This window comes from Microbacterium sp. SLBN-111, from assembly GCF_049739645.1.
GTDB lineage: Bacteria > Actinomycetota > Actinomycetes > Actinomycetales > Microbacteriaceae > Microbacterium.
The window spans coordinates 480,908-502,725 of sequence record NZ_JBMGQH010000001.1; the positions used below are offsets into that span (position 1 = coordinate 480,908).

Annotated in this window: 20 protein-coding genes and 2 pseudogenes; 7 read left to right on the forward strand and 15 right to left on the reverse strand. The window is 68.9% G+C overall.

The genetic code is table 11. The features are described from left to right. Positions 1-169: 169 nt before the first annotated feature. From RKD05_RS02225 to RKD05_RS02240, 4 genes are all read right to left on the reverse strand, one after another. The gene (locus RKD05_RS02225) at positions 170-1,231 is read right to left on the reverse strand and encodes a protein kinase domain-containing protein (protein ID WP_424707775.1); all 1,062 of its coding nucleotides are present in this window, start codon (positions 1,229-1,231) and stop codon (positions 170-172) included. After that, on the reverse strand, positions 1,228-1,614 hold the full coding sequence (locus RKD05_RS02230) for a hypothetical protein (RefSeq protein WP_424707776.1): 387 nt from the start codon (positions 1,612-1,614) through the stop codon (positions 1,228-1,230). The genes RKD05_RS02225 and RKD05_RS02230 overlap by 4 nt, the downstream gene beginning before the upstream one ends. Before the next feature lie 723 nt (positions 1,615-2,337). Then, on the reverse strand, positions 2,338-3,318 hold the full coding sequence (locus tag RKD05_RS02235) for a hypothetical protein (protein ID WP_424707778.1): 981 nt from the start codon (positions 3,316-3,318) through the stop codon (positions 2,338-2,340). Then, positions 3,308-3,856 (reverse strand): DUF6932 family protein, encoded by a 549-nt coding sequence (locus RKD05_RS02240; RefSeq protein WP_424707779.1) that lies wholly within the window; start codon positions 3,854-3,856, stop codon positions 3,308-3,310. Before RKD05_RS02240 ends, RKD05_RS02235 begins: the two co-directional genes overlap by 11 nt. Before the next feature lie 480 nt (positions 3,857-4,336). Between RKD05_RS02240 and RKD05_RS02245 the strand changes: the two genes are divergently transcribed. The 4 genes from RKD05_RS02245 (at position 4,337) to RKD05_RS02260 (ending at position 9,698) form a co-directional block, all read left to right on the forward strand. Further along, the gene (locus RKD05_RS02245; protein ID WP_424707781.1) at positions 4,337-5,725 is read left to right on the forward strand and encodes an MFS transporter; all 1,389 of its coding nucleotides are present in this window, start codon (positions 4,337-4,339) and stop codon (positions 5,723-5,725) included. An 8-nt stretch (positions 5,726-5,733) separates the two neighbouring features. Then, a complete protein-coding gene (locus tag RKD05_RS02250) occupies positions 5,734-7,797 on the forward strand; it encodes a molybdopterin oxidoreductase family protein (RefSeq protein WP_424707783.1) in 2,064 nt (687 codons plus the stop codon). Next, on the forward strand, positions 7,790-9,346 hold the full coding sequence (locus tag RKD05_RS02255; protein ID WP_424707785.1) for an FAD-dependent oxidoreductase: 1,557 nt from the start codon (positions 7,790-7,792) through the stop codon (positions 9,344-9,346). Before RKD05_RS02250 ends, RKD05_RS02255 begins: the two co-directional genes overlap by 8 nt. Before the next feature lie 127 nt (positions 9,347-9,473). Then, complete coding sequence (locus RKD05_RS02260; RefSeq protein WP_424707786.1) at positions 9,474-9,698, forward strand: hypothetical protein; 225 nt, start codon at positions 9,474-9,476, stop codon at positions 9,696-9,698. On the opposite strand, the gene RKD05_RS02265 is transcribed toward RKD05_RS02260, so the two are convergent. The 3 genes and pseudogenes from RKD05_RS02265 to RKD05_RS02275 form a co-directional block, all read right to left on the reverse strand. Further along, positions 9,699-10,574 (reverse strand): MFS transporter, encoded by an 876-nt coding sequence (locus tag RKD05_RS02265; RefSeq protein WP_424707787.1) that lies wholly within the window; start codon positions 10,572-10,574, stop codon positions 9,699-9,701. Positions 10,575-10,659: 85 nt separating this feature from the next. Then, a pseudogene (locus RKD05_RS02270) lies at positions 10,660-11,172 on the reverse strand (MFS transporter); the annotation flags it as partial. After that, a pseudogene (locus tag RKD05_RS02275) lies at positions 11,159-11,302 on the reverse strand (MFS transporter); the annotation flags it as partial. The pseudogenes RKD05_RS02270 and RKD05_RS02275, both read right to left, overlap by 14 nt. A gap of 95 nt (positions 11,303-11,397) precedes the next feature. On the opposite strand from RKD05_RS02275, the gene RKD05_RS02280 reads away from it, so the two are divergent. Next, complete coding sequence (locus RKD05_RS02280; RefSeq protein ID WP_022880416.1) at positions 11,398-12,066, forward strand: TetR/AcrR family transcriptional regulator; 669 nt, start codon at positions 11,398-11,400, stop codon at positions 12,064-12,066. A 535-nt stretch (positions 12,067-12,601) separates the two neighbouring features. Here RKD05_RS02280 and RKD05_RS02285 read toward each other — a convergent pair. The 4 genes from RKD05_RS02285 to RKD05_RS02300 are packed head-to-tail and all read right to left on the reverse strand — an operon-like array spanning position 12,602 to position 16,068. Further along, positions 12,602-13,450: an amidohydrolase family protein gene (locus tag RKD05_RS02285; protein ID WP_424707788.1), complete on the reverse strand. Its 849-nt coding sequence runs from the start codon at positions 13,448-13,450 to the stop codon at positions 12,602-12,604. Beyond that, the gene (locus RKD05_RS02290) at positions 13,447-14,205 is read right to left on the reverse strand and encodes an SDR family NAD(P)-dependent oxidoreductase (protein WP_424707789.1); all 759 of its coding nucleotides are present in this window, start codon (positions 14,203-14,205) and stop codon (positions 13,447-13,449) included. Before RKD05_RS02290 ends, RKD05_RS02285 begins: the two co-directional genes overlap by 4 nt. Then, positions 14,202-15,050 carry a fumarylacetoacetate hydrolase family protein gene (locus RKD05_RS02295; protein WP_424707790.1) on the reverse strand — a complete coding sequence of 283 codons (849 nt, stop codon included), beginning with the start codon at positions 15,048-15,050 and terminating at the stop codon, positions 14,202-14,204. The genes RKD05_RS02290 and RKD05_RS02295 overlap by 4 nt, the downstream gene beginning before the upstream one ends. Before the next feature lie 49 nt (positions 15,051-15,099). Then, positions 15,100-16,068 carry an aldo/keto reductase gene (locus RKD05_RS02300; protein WP_424707792.1) on the reverse strand — a complete coding sequence of 323 codons (969 nt, stop codon included), beginning with the start codon at positions 16,066-16,068 and terminating at the stop codon, positions 15,100-15,102. Between the two features lie 114 nt (positions 16,069-16,182). Between RKD05_RS02300 and RKD05_RS02305 the strand changes: the two genes are divergently transcribed. Continuing rightward, positions 16,183-17,373: a mandelate racemase/muconate lactonizing enzyme family protein gene (locus RKD05_RS02305; RefSeq protein ID WP_424707794.1), complete on the forward strand. Its 1,191-nt coding sequence runs from the start codon at positions 16,183-16,185 to the stop codon at positions 17,371-17,373. 4 nt (positions 17,374-17,377) lie between these two features. Further along, positions 17,378-18,142, forward strand: a complete 765-nt coding sequence (locus RKD05_RS02310; RefSeq protein WP_424707795.1) for a FadR/GntR family transcriptional regulator — start codon at positions 17,378-17,380, stop codon at positions 18,140-18,142. Positions 18,143-18,192: 50 nt separating this feature from the next. On the opposite strand, the gene RKD05_RS02315 is transcribed toward RKD05_RS02310, so the two are convergent. From RKD05_RS02315 to RKD05_RS02330, 4 genes are all read right to left on the reverse strand, one after another. Continuing rightward, positions 18,193-18,516, reverse strand: coding sequence for an L-rhamnose mutarotase (locus RKD05_RS02315; protein WP_424707796.1), 324 nt, complete (start codon positions 18,514-18,516; stop codon positions 18,193-18,195). Positions 18,517-18,518: 2 nt separating this feature from the next. Beyond that, the gene (locus tag RKD05_RS02320) at positions 18,519-19,463 is read right to left on the reverse strand and encodes a carbohydrate ABC transporter permease (protein ID WP_424707797.1); all 945 of its coding nucleotides are present in this window, start codon (positions 19,461-19,463) and stop codon (positions 18,519-18,521) included. Further along, positions 19,450-20,292: a carbohydrate ABC transporter permease gene (locus RKD05_RS02325; RefSeq protein WP_424707798.1), complete on the reverse strand. Its 843-nt coding sequence runs from the start codon at positions 20,290-20,292 to the stop codon at positions 19,450-19,452. Before RKD05_RS02325 ends, RKD05_RS02320 begins: the two co-directional genes overlap by 14 nt. A gap of 128 nt (positions 20,293-20,420) precedes the next feature. Beyond that, complete coding sequence (locus RKD05_RS02330) at positions 20,421-21,788, reverse strand: ABC transporter substrate-binding protein (protein WP_424707799.1); 1,368 nt, start codon at positions 21,786-21,788, stop codon at positions 20,421-20,423. Positions 21,789-21,818 lie beyond the last annotated feature (30 nt).

The following is a 21,818-nucleotide window of genomic DNA, read 5'->3' on the forward strand; positions in this document are numbered from 1 at the left end:
CGCATCGAATCGAGTGAGCCACCAAGATCTTGCGGGTCACGGCATCGGCCAACTTTGCGAGGTTCCAGCGAACCGACGTGGCCGAGTGCCGAAACCGCTAACGAAAACCAGCACTCACCATCGCGAGATAAGGAGCACCTCACCGACTCGGCGAACGGTGCAGGTAGGCTTACTTCGTCTCGGCGAGAGAACCGACACGCGTAAAGAACCCCACGGCATCTTTATGTGTCAACGCGGGAACTAACTTATCTGGGTATCCGGCCACCCGACGCCATTGAGATCCACTCTGCCGGGTCATGCTAAGCATGACTCCGTCAGGTCGGGTATTTGCGGTGACGGCATAAAGTCGAGACCCGGAGCGGCTGCTGCCGCGAACAGTCCAACGATTCGGCTCCGCCTCCACCCAGATTGAGAGCGTCAACTTCGCAAGGTCCTCGGCCAACTCACGCGCGCTCCCGTGGCGCTTCCGCGGATCGAGCGCGATGGCCTTGCCATAAATGCGTCGCAATCGCAAGGGCGCCCACACAGGAAGGGAGAGAGCACTATCAGGAAGAGCTCGCATGCCTCGCTCCAACCGAGCAAGAACGTCGCCCCTGCTGTAGGCACCGTAATCGAAGCGGCCACCAACGAGTTCCCGGAGAACCAACGCCAGCGAATAAAGGTCTGCACTGACACCCAGGACGCCGCCACGCCATTCCGGAGGGCTGTAGAGCGTTGGATTGTTGACTGCCGGAGCGCATCCGGCGTCGTCCATCCTCCCCGCAACACCAATGTCCGCGATAAGCCCGTGCACTGGCGCGTCGTCAAGAAGGACGTTTCCACTCTTGATGTCCCTGTGCAAGACCAGATGAGTCATGTGCAGTTCACGCAAACCCCGCAACGCCGCCTGTACTATGTTCAGCGACGACTGACCCGGAAAGCCCTCTCCACGCATCAGGGCGTCCGCGATGCTGCCGCGAGGATAATACGGCGTGTGTATCTCGATCACGTCCATGGTCGGGTCGTATCCGTCAACTCGAGCCGCGGACACCACTTTGACGACGTTTGAATGATCGATAGCTTGCAAAGTGCTTGCCTCAGGGAGAACGCTCGCTTCAACCATGGAACGATCCAATCGCTTGGCCACTCTGAAGGTATCGAGAATCTCATCGTGAACCAGTCTGACCTCGTTGCTCCCCTCCGGCATGCTAGCAATTGATTCGAAATCGAGCGATAGTCGCCGGTACGTCATCGGTCGCGCGCGGCAAAGGCGGCGGCGGCGTAAGCCTCTCGCGCACCCGTTGTCCAGTATTTCGGAGCCGAACCAAGACCAATGACATCTGGCGAGAAGTTTTCTAGTTTTGGGCTCAATACATGAGCACCTGCAATCGCAGCCCTACTCACTTCGTAATGAATCCCCTCTTCGGCTGCGGCTAACATGACCGCCGCGACACAAAGCACGCGCTGCTGCGCCTGACTATACGACCAATTTGCATACTTAGTCGTTTCGAGCAGTACTATTCCATGAACGCTCCAGTCACGGAGATCCTGTCTAATCCTCAACGTCAGCTCGAGCAGCGCTGCTGGGTCTGACACGTCTCCTGGGTAGGTCTCTCGAGTGAAAGCTTCTGGCACAGCCCGACCATACCCATCCTCGCCCGACTGACGATCGACAACCGCCAAGTTGAGTTCGCTACCTCTGATGCACACGCCGATGTATCTCACCAGTTGATCGTCGCATTTTGCCGCCGAGTTGGCGACCTTGAACGGCTGCGGTTATTCGATTTCACGCTGGTCGCCTGGGCTGAGTCCGTCACCGGAGAAGCTTGACGGCCGTAGCGCTCGCGCCACGCTGCGTAGGGGCTGTCCGGGGAACCCCGGCCAAGTCGGCTCGCAAACTGCCTATCTTTCAGAGCCTCGAGCAGGAGCTCAACGGACGTCGCCCGCAAATCGCACGCGCGTGTCCGACGCCCCGCTTGCACAGGCGTTCCGCGCGACGCTCGCGCAAACCATCGCGGAACAGTTCCCTATGACCGCAACCGCAGACACAACTTCGCCAGGGCTGCCCCCTACTCTGCCGCGCAACCTGGTCGGCGCGACGAGCGTCTCGCTGGGTGCGGAATCAGCACTCCGTCACCTTCGTACGACCTTCATCGCCGGACGTGCAGTCGCAAACTCCTCTTGGGAAGCGGGGACGAGCCGGGTTGATCGATGATGGAGTGCGCGCTTCGAAGTCCGGTTGTGACCGATCGACATCCTCGGCGTTCTACGGTTCGCGGCCCGCCATGGAGAACGCACAGTAGCGCGCGAAATACGGAAAGGTTCCGCGTCGCGTCATGCGTTACGAGAGCACCTCGTCTAGATGCCGTCCAACTCCATAGCCACTGGCTCGCCAGCAATTTCTTCGATATCAATCAGCGCGTAGCTCCGGCGCCCTGATGGCCTGGCCTGAGACTTTGTAACCAACACACGGAAAAGAGCGCGGACCCTCTTGCCCGGCTCCGCATCCAAGCGAGCAACTTCGAGTTGCACTCGCGCGCTGTCGAAAGAGGCAGTAATGGGAATCGAGCGATCTGAAGGAATGAAGCGCATTGTGTTGGACGACCATGTATGCCCGTCGAGCACGCCAGTCGTTTCCCACTGCTCTGTCTGCGTAACCGCTTCCTCCAAACGATCGCGAAGATACTTCGCGCTTCCAGGCGACAAAGATAACGGCATGGTAGGCAGACCACGTTGACTGAATGAACCGCTCAGCGCCCATCCCTCTGACACTACTTCGGACAGTGCGCGGCGCAACTCAGGACGAGCGGGCGCCGGGATCGCGGCGAGAGCGCCATCGACGGCCTCCGAGTCAACGCCGGCTATTGCGGCGTTTGCTAGAACGACGGCAGTGCGACGGAGGGATTCGGAGTAGGAATCCTCTTCCGGAAGGACCTCATCTAACGTTTCCCTGATCTCGATTGCACCAGAATGAACGCGTGTCGGCGCAATGAAAACAGCCCGAACTGAGCCCGGCCCAGGCTCAATCAGCAGCTCGTCCGGCGAGCGCGAAATGTTCGAGATCTCGCGCATGGTGTACTTGACAGCATCGGCCATCGCGGACACGAAAGTACCAAAGGATTTTGCTACCGTTCGGTGCTGATCTGTCCCGGCGCCCTCGATATGCAAGTCGAGATGGCCAGTACGCGGCGCAAGCTCCTGCTGCGCGACATCCCATAGGTCCGGACTGTCTGCGATTGCGCGAAGCAGTGACGAGATCTCAAGGTCACCATCCGGTTCGGCTAGCAACTCACGGATGGAACGACGAAGCGCCCGAGTCATTTCGACGTCAGAGTCCACGAATCACCTCCACGAAACCCTTCTTGAGCCCATCGATGATCTTCCCGTCGGGGCCTTTCACGCGCGACCACTGAGCACGCCAAACATCCTCGAACTTGACATCCGCGAGGTACGCGTCAACCAGCCCACCAAAGGGCTTGAGGGAAGGGATGTGCATTGTCTTTGAGTTGACTTGGAAACCGAGTTGTTCCATTGTCAGCAGGCCCTGGTGAAGGAGCGCCGCTTTCGTTTGAGGCGAGAGGGCGTTGCCCAGAATCACGACATCGACATCCTCGGGAGCGCCCCAGTCCTTGTGCGTTGTGAAACCGCCGTTTATCCACAAGCGAGCGTCCGGCACGATCTCCCAGACAGACTCCGCGAAGAGCTGAAGCGCTGCAAAAATTCGTTGTCGTCGTTCGCGGTACGGCGCCTTCACCACGAACATCTCATGCACCTCGCCCCAGGTCAGAAGGTAGGGCTGCTGCTGCGGGGGTAGGTAACCCAGGAAGGGATCAAGAGGCGGCAGTCGCTCACCACGACTCACTCCCTCGTCCACCACGCTGCGAGTGTACTCATCGCCGAGCGCAGACGCCCCTCGCGCGCCGTCGCCTTGCTCGTTCGCCATAGAAACTGACTGTAGGCGTTACCCCCGACAATGAACCAACCGAGTGCGCGATCAGGTCCGAGAGGCCGCAAGCTCCAAGTGGCGTCGAGTCGCATCGACGGTGTACACCCATCCGGCGGTCCCGCCCGCGCGTTCGGCGACGAGCGGAGACGCCGTGCGATTTGTTTCCGGCGTGCGATCTCCGGCGGTCCGGTCTGCTCGCCGCCCTGTGGCAAGCGCAATGGATGGACGCATCTCACTCATGTAACGCCCACGTAAACTCCCCCTCTCCCCCGCTCCCTCCCACGGTGAGCACATCGTTACCCCGCCGCCCCACCCGACGCGGTCCGGGGTAACGCCCCCTTCCTACGCTGACGGCACGCCTCGTCGATGCGGGGCGCTGCACCTCCCCCACTGCCGACCGGAGGATCCCCCGTGACCGTCACCGACCCGCGCCCCGAAACCGCAACGCCGCCCCCGGCAGCAACGCCAGCGCAAGAGCTACAACACCGCCCCGGCCGCTGGATCGACAACTGGAACCCCGAGAACCCCGCGCAGTGGAACACCGTGGGCAAGGCCATCGCCGCCCGCAACCTGCGGTGGTCGATCTTCGCCGAGTTCCTCGGGTTCGTGGTGTGGCAGCTGTGGTCGGTCGTGGTCGTGTCGCTGCCTGCGGCAGGCTTCCAGCTGTCGACGGGTGAGATCTTCTGGCTCATCTCGATGCCGAGCCTGGTCGGGGCGACTCTGCGGATCCCCTACACGTTCATGGTTCCGCGCTTCGGCGGCCGTAACTGGACGATCGTGTCGGCCGGTCTCCTGCTCATCCCCACGATCGGGCTGGCCATCGCCGTCAGCAACCCCCAGACGCCCTTCGGCGTACTCCTCCTCATCGCCGCTCTCGCGGGCTTCGGCGGCGGCAACTTCGCCAGCTCGATGGCGAACATCACGTTCTTCTATCCCGCCGCGCAGAAGGGCTACGCGCTCGGACTCAACGCCGCCGGCGGCAACCTCGGCGCCTCGGTCGCGCAGTTCCTCGTGCCGATTGTCATCACCGTCGGTGCCGCGGCGACGCTGAACCTCCCTCTCGCGGGGCTCATCTGGGTTCCGCTGATCCTCGTCGCCATGGCGGGCGCGTACTTCCGCATGGACAACCTCTCGGCTGCGAAGGCCGACATCGCGGCATCCCTCGCCGCTCTGAAAGAGCCGCACCTGTGGATCCTCGCCGTCCTCTACATCGGCACCTTCGGCTCGTTCATCGGCTTCGCGGGCGTCTTCCCGAAGCTGCTCGCCGACACGTTCCCCGACTTCAAGGGCTTCACCATCGGCACGGCCACGGTGACCCTCGCGTTCCTCGGAGCCCTCGTCGGATCGCTCGCCCGCCCCTACGGCGGCAAGCTCGCCGACCGCTTCGGCGGCACCCGCATCACCATCGGCGCGTTCACGGCGATGGGTCTCGGCATCCTGAGCGTCGTCCTCACCCTGCCGCTGCAGAACTTCGCGATCTTCCTGCTCTGCTTCCTCGTGCTGTTCGCGGCCGCGGGCATCGGCAACGGCTCGACGTACCGCATGATCCCGACGATCTTCGCCCTGCGCGCGAAGGACGGCGTCGGCGCGCAGCGCAAGGCCGCCGCAGCCCTCGGACTCATCTCGGCGATCGGCGCGTACGGCGGGTTCTTCATCCCCCAGCTGCTCGGCCTGTCGAAGACCTCGTTCGGCTCGTACGTCCCCGCGCTCACGTGGTTCATCGGCGCGTACGTCGTCTTCCTCGCGATCACCGCCGGCGTCTACCTGACGATGTCGAAGAAGACCGGCGTCCGCATCTGATGCACACCATGAGCTCCGCCGACACCCACTGCCCCTACTGCGCGCTGCAGTGCGCGATGACCGTCCTCCACGACAGCGAGACGGCGGTCACCGGCCGCGACTTCCCCACCAACCGGGGAGGACTCTGCGCCAAGGGCTGGACGTCGGCGGAGCTCCTGGCATCCCCCCACCGACTCCGGATGCCACTCATGCGGCGCCCCGACGGAACCCTCGCCGAGGTCACGTGGAACGAAGCCCTGGATGCCGCGGCCTCGTCGTTCCGCGACACCCGGGCCAACCAGGGACCCGACGCCAACGCGATCTTCGGCGGCGGCGGACTCACGAACGAGAAGGCGTACCTGCTCGGCAAGTTCGCCCGCGTCGCCCTCGGCACCTCACGGATCGACTACAACGGTCGCTTCTGCATGTCGTCGGCGGCAGCGGCATCCAATCGGGCCTTCGGAATGGACCGCGGCCTGCCCTTCCCCGTTACCGACCTCGACGACGCCCGGACGATCCTGCTGCTCGGCTCCAACGTCGCGGCGACCATGCCGCCGTTCCTCGCGCACCTCGCCGGGGCGCGCGCGAACGGCGGACTGATCGTCGTCGACCCGCGCCGGTCGGCGACCGCGCGCCTCACCGAGGACGGCGCCGGCCTCCACCTGCAGCCCGCGCCTGGCACCGACCTGCCGCTCCTCCTCGGCCTGACGCACATCGTGCTCGCCGAGGGGCTGGCCGACGACGCCTATATAGATGCGCGCACGACCGGGTACGACGCCGTCCGGCGCAGCGTCGCCGCGTGGTGGCCCGAGCGGACGTCCGCGACGACGGGCGTCCCCGTGGCGCTGCTCCGACAGACCGCGCGGCGGCTCGCGGAAGGCGGCGCGTACATCCTCACCGGACGCGGCGTCGAGCAGCACGTCGACGGCACAGCGACCGCCACGGCCGCGATCAACCTCGCGCTCGTCCTCGGACTCGTCGGCCGCGCGGGCTCGGGCTACGGCACGCTCACCGGGCAGGGCAACGGCCAGGGCGGCCGCGAGCACGGGCAGAAGGCCGACCAGCTCCCCGGCTACCGCTCGATCCGCGACCCCGACGCCCGCCGGCACGTCGCCGGGGTGTGGGGCATCGACCCGGACGAGATCCCGGATGCCGGCATCCCGGCCACCGCCCTCCTCGGCGAACTCGGTGGGCCGGTGAAGACGCTGCTCGTCGCGGGATCGAACGTCGTCGTGTCCGCTCCCGACGTCGAGGCCGTGCGCGCCGGACTCGAGGCCCTCGACACGCTGATCGTGTGCGACTTCTTCCTCTCCGAGACCGCCGCGCTGGCCGACATCGTGCTGCCGGTCCTGCAGTGGGCCGAGGAGGAGGGCACGATGACCTCCCTCGAGGGCCGTGTGCTCCGCCGCCGTCGCGCGCTGCCCGGACCCGACGGCGCCCGCAGCGAGCTGTGGATCCTCGCCGAGCTCGCGCGGCGCCTGGGCGCGGCATCCACGTGGCCGACCGAACCGGCCGAGGTGTTCGACGAACTCGCTCGCGCCTCCGAGGGCGGCATCGCCGACTACTCGGGCCTGTCGCACGCGCTGCTCGACACCGGCGTCGAGGCGTACTGGCCGTTCCGTTCCGGAAGCACCCCGCGTCCGTTCACCGAACGCTTCGCCCACCCCGACGGCCGTGCGCGTCTCATCCCGGTGGATGCCACGCCCCCGACGCCCACCGACGGCGGCGGCGAACTGACCCTCGTCACCGGCCGCTACCTGCAGCAGTACCAATCCGGAACGCAGACGCGACGGGTGCCCGAGCTGAACGCCGCGCGCCCCGAGGCGCGGCTCGAGATCCATCCGGCGACGGCGTCGGGGCTCGGCATCCGGGAAGGCGATCTCGTCGCGGTCTCGAACGCGCGCGGCACCGTGCGGGCGCGGGCGAGCGTGACGACCGACATCCGGCACGACACCGTGTTCCTGCCGTTCCACTACGCCGGCGACGAGTGCGCCAACCGGCTCACCGAGGCGATCGTCGACCCGACGTCCGCGATGCCGGAGTTCAAACGCACGCGCGTGCGGCTGTCGATCGAGGGGAGCGCGCATGTCTGAGCGGGTGGTTCTGGTCGGATACGGACCGGTCGGAGCGCGACTCGTCGAGGGGCTGCTCCCCGCGGTCCGCGACGGACGCATCGACCTCACCGTCGTCGGCGCCGAGACGCACGACGTCTACAACCGCGTCCTGCTCGCCGAATACGCCGTCGGCCGCGCCGGCCGCGAGCGCCTCGACCTCGCCGACCGCCGCGTCGCCGAAGACGCCGGCGTGCGGTTCCATCTCGGCAGCGCTGTGGTCGGGATCGACCGCCACTCCCGCGCGGTGCGCCTCCACGACGGCGAGGGGATGCCATACGACCGACTCGTGCTCGCCACCGGTGCCCGCGCGAACGTGCCGACCCTGGCCGGGCTCGAACGTGCGCACCGGGATCGCCGGGCCGCGCCCGGGGCACCCGCCGCGCTCGACCACGGTGCGGCGCCGCTCCCCCGCGGGGTCGTGGCGCTGCGCGATCTCGCCGACGCCGAGCAGGTGCGCGCGGCCGTGCGGGCGGGGCAGCGGATCGTCGTGCTGGGCGCCGGAGTGCTCGGCATGGAGTTCGCCCTCGCCGCGGCCGAGGCGGGCGCGGCGGTGACCGTGGCGTATCACTCCCCCGCGCCGATGAATCGCACGCTCGATGAGAACGGCGGGCGCGTGCTCGCCGCCGCGGCCGTCGCGGCGGGCGTCGAGATGCAGCACCACGCCCGGGCCGAGAGCATCGACTTCCGCTACGACGACCACGGACGCGCGTGGTTCGACGCCCTCGTCTGCGCGGACGGCCGGGTGCTCGCGGGCGACCTGCTCGTGCTGTCGTGCGGGGTGGCGGCGCGGACGGAGGTGGCATCCCTCGCCGGCCTCGCCACCGCGACCGGCGTGCTCGTCGACGCCGACTCGCGGACGTGGACCGACCCCGACGTCTTCGCCATCGGCGACTGCGCGCACGTCGCGGATCCGTCGTCGGAGGGCCGCGTCACGGGCGGCCCGAGCGGACTCATCGGCCCCGGCTGGCGCCAGGCCGACCAGCTGGCCGCGCTGCTGTCGACGGGGGTCGCTGGGCCCGGCGCCGCCGAACGCCCGGGCGTCGTGATGCTTAAAGCCGAGGGCATCGACGTCGTCGCCGGCGGCGCGGTCGACGCCGACCCGTTCCCCCACGCCCCCTCCTGCTCCGGACCCCAGGTCACACTGTGGGCCGACCCGGCCCGCGGCGCGTACGTCAAACTCGTGACGGCCGACGGCGTTCTGACCGGTTTCGTCGCGGTCGGGATGCCACGCACCGGCGCCGAACTCACCCTGCTGTTCGAACGCGGGTCCGAGCTGCCGGCCGACCGGTCGTCGTTCCTCCGGCTGGACGCGCCGGACGTCGGGATGCCCGCGGTCGGCGACCCCTTCGCGGCGGATGCCACGGTGTGCTGGTGCAACGGCGTCAGCGCCGGCGCCATTCGCGAGGCGGTCGCGGCCGGCGAGCCGACGGTCGCCTGCGTCAAGGCATCCACGCGTGCGGGAACCGGCTGCGGCGGATGCGTCGGGCGGATCAGCGAGCTGCTCGCGCGGGAGGGCGTGGGGGTGTGAGCGCGTCCCAGGGTGGTCCACGCGGGGTCACCTCCGACTCGTTGCGACCCCGGGCGTTTCGGGGCGCCCCGGAACTAGGCTGAGCCGCGTCGGACCACGACCGCCGAGAGGGGACACGACCGTGTCGATGAGCGATCCGTTTCTGCCCGTGCATCGGGACGGGACCGAGGAAGACCCGCGCGAGATCGACATCGACCACGACGTCGACGTGCTGTTCGACGACGGCGCCGAGGGAGAGACGCTTCCCGCCTCGACGGCGACGCCCCCGTTCCGCACGCCCGTCCCCGGCGACGCGCTCGACGAGGAGCAGTTGGATGAGGACCTCGGCGTGACTCCGCCGCCCGGCGAGTGATCAGCGGACCGGGAAGTAGTGCTCCTCGACCGGCTCCCCCACGGTCAGTTCGATCGCGGCATCCAGGACCTCCCGGTCGTACCCCGTCCACCGCTCGACCGACGCGCGCGTGAACTCGCCCCACGACGGCACGACGAACTCCTCGCGGTAGACGTTCTCGCGCTCCCCACTGCGGTCGAGGCGCCAGTCGCTCGCGCCGGTGCGGCGGCGTGAGCGTTCCACCGCCGCCATCGCCGCGACGAACTCCGTCTCGTCGCCCGGCTGCACGGTGTAGGTGACCGTGATCGCGACCGGACCGTCCGCGGGACCGGGGAGGAAGACGAGCGTCGGCGCCGCCGAGGCGAGCGCGACGACCGTTCGGTCGAGGCGCCCGGTCGACGGGAGCAGCGGCAACAGGGGCACGCTCGCGGCGACGAGCGCCAGCAGCGCCGCACCGATGAGGAAGCACGCGAGCGACCCGATCGCCTGCGCGAGCGCGCCCCAGAAGAACGACGCGACGCCCTGTCCGCCGATGAACACCAGCAGGTAGATGCCCATCCCGCGCGCCCGCACCCACGAGGCGAGCGTCAGCTGCAGCGCGGCGTTGAGGTTGGTGACCGTGGCGATCCACGCGGTGCCCACGAAGACGAACGCCACGACCACCGCGGGCAGCGACCCCGTCGCGGGAACCGCGAGGCCCACGGCGTAGACCGCGGCGGAGCCGGCGAGGATCCACGAGTCCGACAGGCGCCGCCGGAGCACCGGCATCACGAACACCCCGAGCACCGCGCCCACGCCCAGCACGCCGAGGAGCAGACCGTACCCGGCCGAGCCGAGGCCGAGGTGCGCGTTCGCGACGTCGGGGAGGAGCGCCCAGAGCACCGACGCGGGGATCACGAACAACCCCGACCTCAGCAGGTATTCGCCGCACCCCCGGCGCTGACCGCACGTAGCGGATGCCCGCGGCCGCCGCCGGCAGGAACCGCTCGCGCGCGGGGCGCGGGGGCGTGGCATCCGGTCTCCATCTCGCGAGCACCGCGACGACGCCGACGAACGAAACGGCGTTGAGCCCGAACACCAACGCGGGACCGCCGAGGCTGACCAGCACGCCCGCGAGCGCGGGACCGATCGCCCGCGCGCCGTTGACCGTGATACCCGACAGCGACGCGGCCGCCGGGATCTCGGCGCGCGGCACGAGATCGGGCTGGATCGCCTGCCACGCCGGGTTCGACAGCGCGGCGATGCATCCGAGCACGAACGTCATGAGCAGCAGCGACCACGGTGCGAGCGCGCCCACTGCCTCGAGCACCCACAGGGCACTCGCGGCGACCGTGGATGCCGCCGACAGCACGATCAGCAGGCGCCGCCGATCGCCGCCGTCGGCGAGAACGCCCGCGACCAGCGACAGCAGCAGAACGGGTAAGAAGGGATGCCGTCTGCACCCACGCCACGAGCGCCGACGAGTGCGTCGCCTCGAGGAGGAACCACTGCGCACCGACCGACTGCATCCAGCTGCCGATGTTCGAACCCAGCTGCGCGAGCCACAGGTTGCGGAACGCGGGGTGGGCGAACGGCGCCCACGCCCCACCGCTGGCGCCGGTCCGATGTGCCATGCGTTCTCCCATCGGTCCGCCCACCCCGCCGCCCGAACGTACGACACTCTCCGCGGCGAGGCACCCGACAACTGTCGAGAGGCCGCGGCTCCCCTAGGCTTCCCGTCATGACCGACGCCCCCGCCCCTCCCGGCCGCACCGCCGTCGTGGCCGCCGCGATCGCGCTCTTCGCCGAGCGCGGCTACGACCAGACGTCAGTCGAGCAGATCGCGCAGGCGGCGGGAGTGTCGCGGTCGACCTTCTTCCGGCAGTTCGGCGGCAAGGAAGACGTCGTGTTCGCCGACCACGAGGTGCTCCTCGACGAGACGCGCACGTTCCTGTCGCAGCCGCACCCCGACCCGTGGGCCGCGGTGTGCGACGCGTCGATGCGCGTGTTCCGGCACTTCGCCGCCGACCCCGAGCTCGCGCGGCGCCGGTACGCGATCGTGCGCGAGGAACCCGCGCTGCGCGACCGCGAGATCGTCACGGTGTTCCAGTACGAACGCCTCTTCGACCAGTACCTGCGCGAGTCGCTTCCCGGCCTCGACCCCCTGGATGCCGTCGGCTTCGCCGCCCTCGTCACCGCCGTGCACAACCACGTGCTGCGCCGCCTCATGCGCGGCGCTCGGGTGCCGGCATCCACTCTCCGCCGTGCCCTCGACGACGTGCTCCGCCGCTACGGCGTGCACCCCGACGGCGAGGACGCCGCCGGCGACGACCTCATCGTCGCGGCCTTCCCCCGCCGCATGCCGGCGGCCGAGGTGACCCGGCGCTTGCGCGCGAGCCTGCCGCAGTAGGGGCACGGGGTCGCTGCGCGGGTGCCTGTGGCAGCGCCGGCGCGCACGCTGCGGCGGTCCTCCCCCGTCGAGTGTCCAAGACACGCCGCTGCGCGGCCGCGCGGTGCGGCGTGTCTTGGACACTCGGCGTTCGCGCTGCGGCGGTGTCCCGCTGCGGCGTGTCTTGGACACTCGGTGTTCGCGGCGGCGACGTTGAGTTGAGTGTCCAAGACACGCGGATGCCACGCGGCACGGTCCGCGTGTCTTGGACACTGAAACCCCAGCGGCCGCACCCCACGCGTCAGCCGCACGTGAACGCCGGCGCGCCTCCCGGGTTCCCCCGCGCCCCTCACGCCCGCGCCGTCAGGTTGAGTGTCCAAGACACGCCGCTGGGCGGCCGCGCGATGCGGCGTGTCTTGGACACTCGGTGTTCGCGGCGGCGACGTTGAGTTGAGTGTCCAAGACACGCGGATGCCACTCGGCACGGTCCGCGTGTCTTGGACACTGAAACCCCAGCGGCCGCAGGCCGACGCGACCGAAACCCCCGCAGCCGCCGTCAGCCGCGGGCGAGCGCGGGCTGTCCGCCCGGCAGGTAGGCGCGCCGGGCGGCGCCCTCGGCGACCTCGTCCCAGCCCTCGGCCGGGACCACGGCCCGCACCAGCTCCACCCAGTCCGCGAACGAACCGCCGGCTCCGAAGTGCGAGCTCACGGGCCAGTCGCTGGCGATCATCGCCCGCTCCGGGCCGAAGACCTCGACGGTGTGCGCGAGGAACGCGGGGGCGTGACGCTCGACCTCCGCGGTGTCGCGCGCCTCGCCGGTGAGTCCCGACAGCTTCACGAAAGTTTTCGGCCGCTCCGCCAGCAGCGCGAGCGACCGCGCCCACGCCGCCCCGGCGGCACTGTCGATGCCCTCGCCCATCGGCGGCTTGGCGACGTGGTCGACCACGACCGTCAGCTCCGGCACCCCGCGCAACAGCGCGATCAGCGCCGGCAGCTGCGCGTGGCGGAGGCACGCGTCGAACGTCCCTCCGCGGGCGGCAAGCGCGGCGAGTCCGGGCGCCAGCGCGGGGAAGGCGTCGACGGCCAGGTCTTGCAGCAGATGCCGCACCCCCGTCACGCGGGGAATCGCCGCGAGGGCCTCGAGCTGCAGGTCCACGGCACGGGACCCGAGGTCGGCATTCGCGACGATCGCCACGAGCTCGGGCCAGTCGAGCCCGTCGACCCACCGCGCCTCGGCCACCGGATCGGACGGGCCGTCCGCGGCCTGAACGAACACCGCGCCGTCGACCCCGACTCCCCCGCGGTCGTACTCCGCGGGCAGCATCGGGCGTCGCAGCTGCGACCCCTCGAGCCACTCGTAGGTCAGCACGCCGGGGTCCCAGAGGTGGACGTGGGAGTCGATCATGACTCGGCTCGCACGCGCAGACGCGTCACGCCGCCGTCGACATCGAGGATCGTGCCGGTGGTCGACGTGGCATCCGGGTCGACGAGGTACGCGATCGCCCGCGCGACCTCTTCCGGCTGCACCAGCCGCCGTGTCGCCTGCCGCGCTTCGAGAGCCCGACGTTCGGCGACCGGGTCGGCGAAGCCCTCCAGCATCCGCGTGACGAACGGCGTCTCGACGGTTCCGGGGCTGACGGCGTTCACCCGTATACCTTCGCGCACGTGGTCGGTGGCCATGGCCAGCGTGAGTGCGTAGACGGCTCCCTTGGATGCCGAATACAGGGCGCGCTCGGGCAGACCGTTCAGCGCCGCGATCGAGCAGACGTTGACGATGGCGGCGTGCTCCGAGCGCCGCAGCCACGGCAGGCACGCGGCACTGACGCGGGCCATTCCGACGACGTTGACGTCGAGGACGCGCGCCCACTCGGCCTCGTCGAAGGCCTCGACGGTTCCGACGGCGCTGATCCCGGCGTTGTTGACCAGCACGTCGATCCGGCCGTGAGCGGCGGCCACCTCGGCGACCGCCGCGGCGACCGACGCGGCGTCACGCACATCGCACCGAAGGCGAGGGATGCCGGGAACGGCATCGCCCTCCGCCGCGTCGAGGCTCCACACCTTGGCGCCGCGATCGCGCAGCAGTTCGGCGGTAGCGAGGCCGATGCCCGACCCCGCGCCGGTGACCACGGCGACGAGTCCGTCGAGCGGCCCGGCGGTCATGCCTGCACCATCCGCTGCCGGGCGGTGCCGAGTCCGTCGATCCCGAGCTCCACGACGTCGCCCTCGCGGAGGTAGACGGGAGTCGGCATCCCGAGCCCCACTCCGGCCGGGGTACCCGTGTTGATGAGGTCGCCCGGTCGAAGCACCATGAACTGCGACAGGTACCGCACGATCTCGTGCACGGAGAACACCATGTCGGCCGTCGTGCCGTCCTGACGCGTCTCGCCGTTGACGCTCGCCCAGAGCCGCAACGCCTGCGGATCCCGGATTTCGGATGCCGGGACGAACCACGGTCCGCACGGGTTGAACGTCTCGCAGCTCTTGCCCTTGTCCCATTGCCCGCCGCGCTCGAGCTGGAACTCGCGCTCGCTGACATCGTGCGAGAGGACGTACCCGGCGATGCAGTCGGCGGCGCTCTCGACCGAGTCGAGGTAGCGCGCGGCGCGGCCGATGACGACGCCGAGCTCGACCTCCCAGTCCGTCTTCACCGAGCCGCGCGGGATGAGGATGTCATCGAAGGGTCCGACGACGGTCGAGGGGTCCTTCATGAACACGACGGGCTCCGCAGGTATCGCGGCGCCGGTCTCGGCCGCGTGATCACGGTAGTTCAGCCCCACGCACACGACCTTGCCGGGCTGGGCGATCGGAGCCGCCCACCGCTCGTCGCCGGTGGGGTCGTACGGGCTGAGGGTCGAGGCATCCATCCCGGCCAGGCGCTCGAGCGCACCGTCCTTGAGGAAGCGGCCATTCAGGTCGCCGAGCTCGGGAGGGACGAGGTAGCTCCCGCCGTCGATCTCGACGATCACCCGCTCGGAGCCGGGGGCTCCCCGTCGTGCGAATCTCATGCGTCAGCGTCCTTCCGTCCGGTCGTGGCGTGCGCGGTTCGCGCTCGCGTCATGCCGCGACGAGTCCCGCCGCGGAAAGCTCTCGCCACATCTCCTCGGGTGCCGTGGCGAGGGAGCGCTGGAGCGTCGATTCGGCCTGCGCGCGCGACCGCACGCCCACCACGACGGACACCACCTCCGGACGCCGCAGCGGGTACGCGAGCGCGGCCGAGGGCAGATCCACGCCGTAGCGCTCGCAGACGTCGGCGATCCGGTGCGCGCGTTCGATCAGCGCATCCGGGGCGCTCGTGTAGTCGTAGCTCGCGCCGGGTGCGGGGCGGGCAACGCTGAGCAGCCCGGAGTTGTACACGGCCGCCGCCACCACCCCGACGCCGCGTTCGGCCGCGAGGGGCAGCAGCCGATCGGCCGCCGCGTCGTCGAGCAGCGTGTACCGGCCGGCGACCATCACGATGTCGACCTCGCACCTCTCGACGAAGTCGGCGAGCATCGCCGCCTGGTTCATGCCCGCGCCGATGGCCGACACAACGCCCTGGTCGCGCAGTTCGATGAGCGCGCCGACGCCGGTGGTCGAGGCGGCATCCCAGTGCTCATCCGGATCGTGCAGGTACGCGATGTCGATGCGGTCCAGCCCGAGGCGGGTCAGGCTCTCCTCGACCGAGCGCAGGATGCCGTCGCGCGAGAAGTCCCACCGTCGCACGACCGACGCCGGCACCGCGAACCCGTCGTCGTCTGGGTGGTCGGCGGTGTCGGGCGAGTCGACGAGGAGCCGGCCGACCTTCGTCGACAGGACGTACTCGTCGCGCGGACGATCACGCAGAGCCGCGCCGAGCCGGCGCTCGGAAAGTCCGAGTCCGTAGTGCGGGGCCGTGTCGAAGTACCGGATGCCGGCCTCCCACGCCCCGTCGACGGCTCCGCGCGCGGTGGCGTCGTCGACCTCGCGGGACAGGTTCCCGATCTGCGCCCCGCCGAAACCGATCTCGGTCAGGACCGGCGTCCTCGCCGTCGATCGCGTCTGCATCTTCGCCTCCGTCAGGGAACGTCGTATCTGTCGCTCCGATCGAAACAGTAACATATGATGTATGTTCTTTGAGGGTTCGTGTTGAGCCCCTCCAGCAGGAAAGTCAAGGGCGATATGAAGGTCACCGGTTACCGCGTGCTCCGCACGTTCCGCGAATGGGGACGCCCCATCGGCGACGTGAACGGGCACATCGCGTCGGGCATCACCGAGGAAGCGGTCGTGCTGGTCGACACCGATGCCGGCATCACCGGTGTCGGCACGGGGCACGTCGCCGATCTCGCCCGTCTCTTCCCCGCCATCGAGGGCCAGGACCCGCGTGCAGTGACCGCACTCTACGACCGCATGCTCGCCCGGGTCTTCAAGGCCGGTCACGCCGGCGCCACGTTCGGCAGCATCGGCGCGTTCGACATGGCGCTGTGGGACATCAAGGCCAAGGCCGCCGGCGAACCCCTGTGGCGCTTGCTCGGGGGTCGCGACCGCTTCGTCACCGGGTACGCCTCCGGCCTCGACATCGCCCTTTCCGACGAGGAGCTCGCCGCGTTCTACGCGCAGATGGCCGACCTCGGCTTCAGCAGCGGCAAGCTCAAGGGCGGGCGCGACCTCGACGCCGACCGTCGTCGCCTGCACATCGTGCGCGACGCCATGGGCCGCAACTCCCGCCGACCGGCGGTGATGTTCGACGCGAACGAGTCGTGGAACCTCAAGCAGGCCGTTCGCTACATCAGCGAGCTCGAGCGCGACATCGACCTGACGTGGGTCGAGGAGCCCCTGCGGCGGTGGGACGCCGAGGGTCACGCACGGCTCTCCCGCAGCATCCGCGCCGCCGTCGCCACGGGCGAGAACCTCTCGGGCCTCGAGCAGTTCCGTCCGATCATGGATGCCGGGGGCGTCGACGTCGTGCAGGTGGGGTGCACGTGGGGCGTGACGCACTTCCTCCGCGTCGCCATCCTCGCGCACGGGCGCGACCTTCCGATCAGCCCCGTCGGGGTGACCGCGAACCAGGCCGTGGCCCACGCCGCTCTCGCGGTCCCCGAACCACCTGAGCGCCGAGGTGCAGGACCTCGGAGCACCGTTCGGTCTGCGGATCGACCAGCACTTCGCCGACGGCGGCATCGTCCTCGGCGACACTCCCGGACACGGCGTGAGCGTCGACGAGGCCCTCATCGCCGAGGGCGGCGACCGCGGGGCGAGCTGGCTCGTCGGCGCCGGGCCGCACGTGCGCCCCGACCGCGCGGGACTCCGGCTCGTGCCCGAAGCCGACCGCGACGAGCGGCCCGAAGGCCAGATCACGCGCGACTAGGCTGACCGCATGAGTGAGGAGACCGCGCCCACCGGCATCACGTCGGCCCTGCGCAGCTCGACGCCGCGCACGCCGACCGCCCGGCTCGGGGTCGCCGTGGTGCACGACCTGGTCGAGGCGATCGTCAAGGGTGACGTTCCCCCCGGCGACACGCTGCCGCCCGAGGAGAAGCTGGCCCAGCATTTCGCCGTCAGCCGGACGGTCATCCGCGAGTCGGTGAAGCGAGTCGAGGAGAAGGGGCTCATCAGCGTCGCCCCCGGTCGCGGCACGACCGTGCAGCCCAAGACGTCGTGGAACGTCCTCGATCCCGTGGTCCTCGCCGTGCTGCTGGAGAACGATTCCTCGCTCGGCGTGCTCGACGAGATCTCGGTGATCCGCGCCGCCCTCGAAGGGTCGATGTCCGCGGCGACCGCCCAGCACGGCACGCCGGAGCAGATCGCTCAGATCACGGCATCCCTGGCGCGTATGGAGGAGTCGGTCGAAGACCCCGAGGTCTTCCCCGACGCCGACCTCGACTTCCACTTCCTCGTCATGACGCTGTCCGGCAACGAGCTGGCGAGCAGCATCACGAAGATCCTGTTCTCGCGCGCGCGCCAGTCCGCGCGCTTCGTCGGCAACCAGTCCACCGACGCGTTCCACATCACGCTCGAGGAGCACCGGCGCGTCCACGACGCCATCGCGGCCGGCGACCCGGTCGCGGCCGAAGCCGCGATGCGGGCGCACATCCTCGACGCGTGGCAACGCCGCCGCTTCCCGACCGCGCGCGAGCGCTGAGCGCACCCGACGGTCACCGCTCGGGAGCGCTCAGCGCACCGGCATCGGGGTCAGTCCAGGTGCCACGCCTCGGTCATGATCTGCCAGTTCGGCTCCGACCCGTCGTCGTCGAACGGCACCTGACAGGGACCGGTGAGGGCCCACCACTCCTGCGTCACCGGGTCGGCGGCCATCTTCGCGTCGTCGGCGGCGAGATCGTCGCCGACGTACTCGTAGGAGCCGAACAGCACGTCCCCGCGGACGAAGATCGTGAAGTTGCGGATGTTCCCCTCGCGGAGTGTCTGCTCCACGCCGGGCCACACCGCGCGGTGGAGGGCGAGGTACTCCTCGCGCTTCTCCGGCACCATGCGGCAGATCATCCCCACCCGCAGCACGCTCACTCCTTCGTCCCGCCGGCGGTCATGCCGGTCACGAGGAAGCGCTGCGAGAACAGGAAGATGATCAGCACCGGCAGCACCGACACCAGCGTCGCGAGCGCGAGCACGGGGAGCTCGATCGTCACCGACCCCGCCGACGTCGGGTTGAACAGCGGCACGTTGGAGAGCAGCTCGGCCAGGCCGACCTGGATCGGAGCGCGACGCCCCGGCACCATGACGAACGGCAGGAAGTAGTTGTTCCAGTTCCCCACGACGTTGAAAAAGCCGACGAGCGCGATGACCGGGGTCGCCAGCGGCATGGCGACGCGCCAGAAGACCCGCCACTCCCCCGCGCCGTCGATGCGGGCGGCATCCAGGAGGTCCTTCGAGATGCTCGTGGAGAAGTAGATGTACGTCAGGTACACGCCGAAGGGGAAGAACGAGAAGGGCAGGATCACGGCGAGCGGATTGCCGATCAGCCGCACCGCGCTCAACTCGAGGAAGGTCGGCAGCACGAGGGCCGTGCTCGGGATGAGCATGACCACGAGGGTCACCGCCAGCAGCGTGCGCCGCAGCCGGAAGTCGATCATCGCGAGGGCGTAACCGGCGGGAATGGTCACGAGCAGCGTCAGGATCAGCGCGCCGCCGGTGTACAGCGCGGCGTTGCCGAGCCACGTCCAGACGATGCCGTTCTGGAAGGCCATCAGGGCATTCCAGTTGTCGGCGAGGGTCGAGAAGGCCCCGAAATCGAAGGGGCCGTTCAGGAGGAGCTCGCGCGGGGTCTTCGTCGGCGCCAGCAGCAGCCAGACGAGCGGCAGCAGGAAGAACACGACGAAGAACAGGGCGATCGCGACGACGAGGGCTCGACCGAGCCATTCGCCGGGCGTCAAGCGCCGGCGACGCGTACGGGCGGCCAGGGCGCGCTCGTCGGCGCGCAGCAGGGTCGCGGTTTCAGTCGCGCTCAAAGAGTCCTCCTCGGAAGACGAAGAAGGCAGCCAGGATCAGGGCGACGGCCAGAAGGATGAGGGAGATCGCGGCCGAACCGTTGAAGTCGTTCTGCCGGAAGGCGTAGAGGTAGGCGAGCTGGTTCAGCGAGTAGTCCTGCGGGACGACGCCCTTGCTCGCCTGCGAGAGCACGCGCGGCTCGACGAAGAGCTGACTTCCCGCGGCGATCGACATCACGACCATGTACGAGATCCACTTCCGCAGCAGCGGCAGCTGGATGTACCAGGCGGTCTGGATCGGCCCGGCGCCGTCGATGCGGGACGCCTCCATGATCTCGGGGCTGATGTTGTTCAGGGCGCCGTACATGATGACGATCCACTGGCCGGCGCCCGTCCAGAACGAGACGATCGTGAAGATCACGGGCAGGTTGTCGAGCGAGACGGTGGCCACGAAGGAGTCGAAACCGAGGCCTCGCAGGATGCCGGACACCGGGCTCACGCTGGGATCGAGCAGGAACAGCCACAGCAGGACGCTGGACGCTCCCGCGAGCGCTCCCGGGATGTAGTAGACGAACCTCACCGAGGTGGAGAGCCACCGCGACGCGAAGTTGTGCACGATCAGCGCGAGCAGCACGACGAACACGATCTGGAAGATCAACCAGATCACCAGGTACGCCGACACGTGCTGGACCGCCGGCCAGAAGCGGTAGTCGCCGAAGACGCGGGCGAAGTTGTCGAAGCCGGCGAAGCTCCCCGCCTTGGTGAACGCGAGATACACCGCGTACAGGGCCGGGCCGAGGCCGAACAGCAGCAGCAGGATGCCGTACCCCGAGCTGAAGGCGTACGCCATCGCCGACTGGGAACGGTTCGGGTTTCGACGCCGTTGCTCGCCTCCCCGCCGGCGCGTTTCCGCGCCGGCGGAGAGGGGCGTCATCGTGGAAGTGACGATGGCCTGGCCTTTCGTGGGATCGAGCAGGGTCAGCGAGTGACGGTGTAGCCCTGCACCTGGGCTTCGTTCAGGATCTCGGCCTGCCAGTCGGCGGTGACGTCACCGATGGACTTGCCCGCGGCGAGCGCCGGCAGCACGACCTTGCTGTAGGCGGTTTCGGCGCTGAAGCTCGGGAAGCCCCATCCGCTCCACACCTGACCGGCGGCGTCGATCACGTTCTTCTCGAAGTCGCCGACGAAGTAGCCGTCCGCGGCCTGCTTGGCGATCCACTTCTCGCCCGCCGCAGCGTACGCCGGGTATCCGGGCGCGAGGTCGACCTGGTACTCGTCGGAACTGGTGGCGAACTCCATGAAGGTCTTCACGGCATCCAGGTTCTTCGAGTGGCTCGATGCGAGCCACGTGCCGCCGCCGACGTTGCCGGTCCCGACGTCCTCGCCCTCCCAGTGCAGCGGGGTGCCCGCCCCGAGCTGGCCAGCGGGGACGTTGAGGCTGTCCGGGTTCTGGAACAGCGCGCCCGTGAACCACACGGGTCCCGGCATGCCGAGGACCTTGCCCTGCGCCTGCTGGATGAAGTCGGAACCGAACACCGAGGCGGTCGACAGTGTCTTGTTCGCCACCATGTGGTCGAGCAGGTCCGTCATCTTCTTCGAGTTCTCGGCCCCGAAGTCGGACGTGAAGTCGTTGCCGTCGAGCTGGAAGATCGGCGCCTGCGCACCCCAGTAGTAGACGTACGACCCGAGGAAGCCGTCACCGACCGAGCCCAGCAGGTAGCCGGGGTGCTCCTGGGCGACGCGGTCGCTCAGCTGCTCGTACTCCTCCCACGTGGTGGGCACCTGGTAGCCGAACTGGTCGAACAGCGACTTGTCGTACCAGAACACGACCTGGGCGAGGTCGTTGCGCAGCCCGTAGGTGGTGCCGTCGATGGTCAGGGGGTCGAGGGATCCCGGCGTGAACCCGGCGAGGAAGTCGTCGTCGAACCAGCCCTTGTTCACCGGGGCGGCGAACGCCTGCTGGCCGTTGGACTCCTTCGAGGCCCACGACGCGTCGTTGTTCTGCGTCGAGAACACCACGTCGGGCCAGCCCTCACCGGCCTGGTCGAACAGCGCGATGCGCGTCTGGAGGCTCGCCGAACCGCTGGCGTTGCCGTCGTACGTCTCGGCGTTGATCTGGACGTCGGGGTGCGCCTTCTTGAAGGCATCGATGATCGGCTCGCGAGTGGCATCCACCCATACCGTGATGGGGCTGCCGGCCTCCTGCTCGGCCTGCGTGAAGCCGAGGGAGGTGTCTCCGCCACCGGCACCGGGGCTGCAGGCGCTCAGCGCGACCGCGGTCACCCCCGCCAGGGCCAAGGCTCCGAATCGGGCGAAACGGATGAAGCGACGGTGCTGTGTTGCCATTTCCAGTCCTCACATGGTCGACGTCGTTGA

What these genes read in the sequence shown, in the direction of transcription:
- RKD05_RS02225 (WP_424707775.1), bottom strand. Translation starts at nt 1,231, where the DNA reads ATGACGTACCGGCGACTATCGCTCGATTTCGAATCAATTGCTAGCATG.
- RKD05_RS02250 (WP_424707783.1), top strand. Translation starts at nt 5,734, where the DNA reads ATGAGCTCCGCCGACACCCACTGCCCCTACTGCGCGCTGCAGTGCGCG.
- RKD05_RS02255 (WP_424707785.1), top strand. Translation starts at nt 7,790, where the DNA reads ATGTCTGAGCGGGTGGTTCTGGTCGGATACGGACCGGTCGGAGCGCGA.
- RKD05_RS02260 (WP_424707786.1), top strand. Translation starts at nt 9,474, where the DNA reads ATGAGCGATCCGTTTCTGCCCGTGCATCGGGACGGGACCGAGGAAGAC.
- RKD05_RS02280 (WP_022880416.1), top strand. Translation starts at nt 11,398, where the DNA reads ATGACCGACGCCCCCGCCCCTCCCGGCCGCACCGCCGTCGTGGCCGCC.
- RKD05_RS02285 (WP_424707788.1), bottom strand. Translation starts at nt 13,450, where the DNA reads ATGATCGACTCCCACGTCCACCTCTGGGACCCCGGCGTGCTGACCTAC.
- RKD05_RS02290 (WP_424707789.1), bottom strand. Translation starts at nt 14,205, where the DNA reads ATGACCGCCGGGCCGCTCGACGGACTCGTCGCCGTGGTCACCGGCGCG.
- RKD05_RS02295 (WP_424707790.1), bottom strand. Translation starts at nt 15,050, where the DNA reads ATGAGATTCGCACGACGGGGAGCCCCCGGCTCCGAGCGGGTGATCGTC.
- RKD05_RS02300 (WP_424707792.1), bottom strand. Translation starts at nt 16,068, where the DNA reads ATGCAGACGCGATCGACGGCGAGGACGCCGGTCCTGACCGAGATCGGT.
- RKD05_RS02305 (WP_424707794.1), top strand. Translation starts at nt 16,183, where the DNA reads ATGAAGGTCACCGGTTACCGCGTGCTCCGCACGTTCCGCGAATGGGGA.
- RKD05_RS02310 (WP_424707795.1), top strand. Translation starts at nt 17,378, where the DNA reads ATGAGTGAGGAGACCGCGCCCACCGGCATCACGTCGGCCCTGCGCAGC.
- RKD05_RS02325 (WP_424707798.1), bottom strand. Translation starts at nt 20,292, where the DNA reads ATGGCGTACGCCTTCAGCTCGGGGTACGGCATCCTGCTGCTGCTGTTC.
- RKD05_RS02330 (WP_424707799.1), bottom strand. Translation starts at nt 21,788, where the DNA reads ATGGCAACACAGCACCGTCGCTTCATCCGTTTCGCCCGATTCGGAGCC.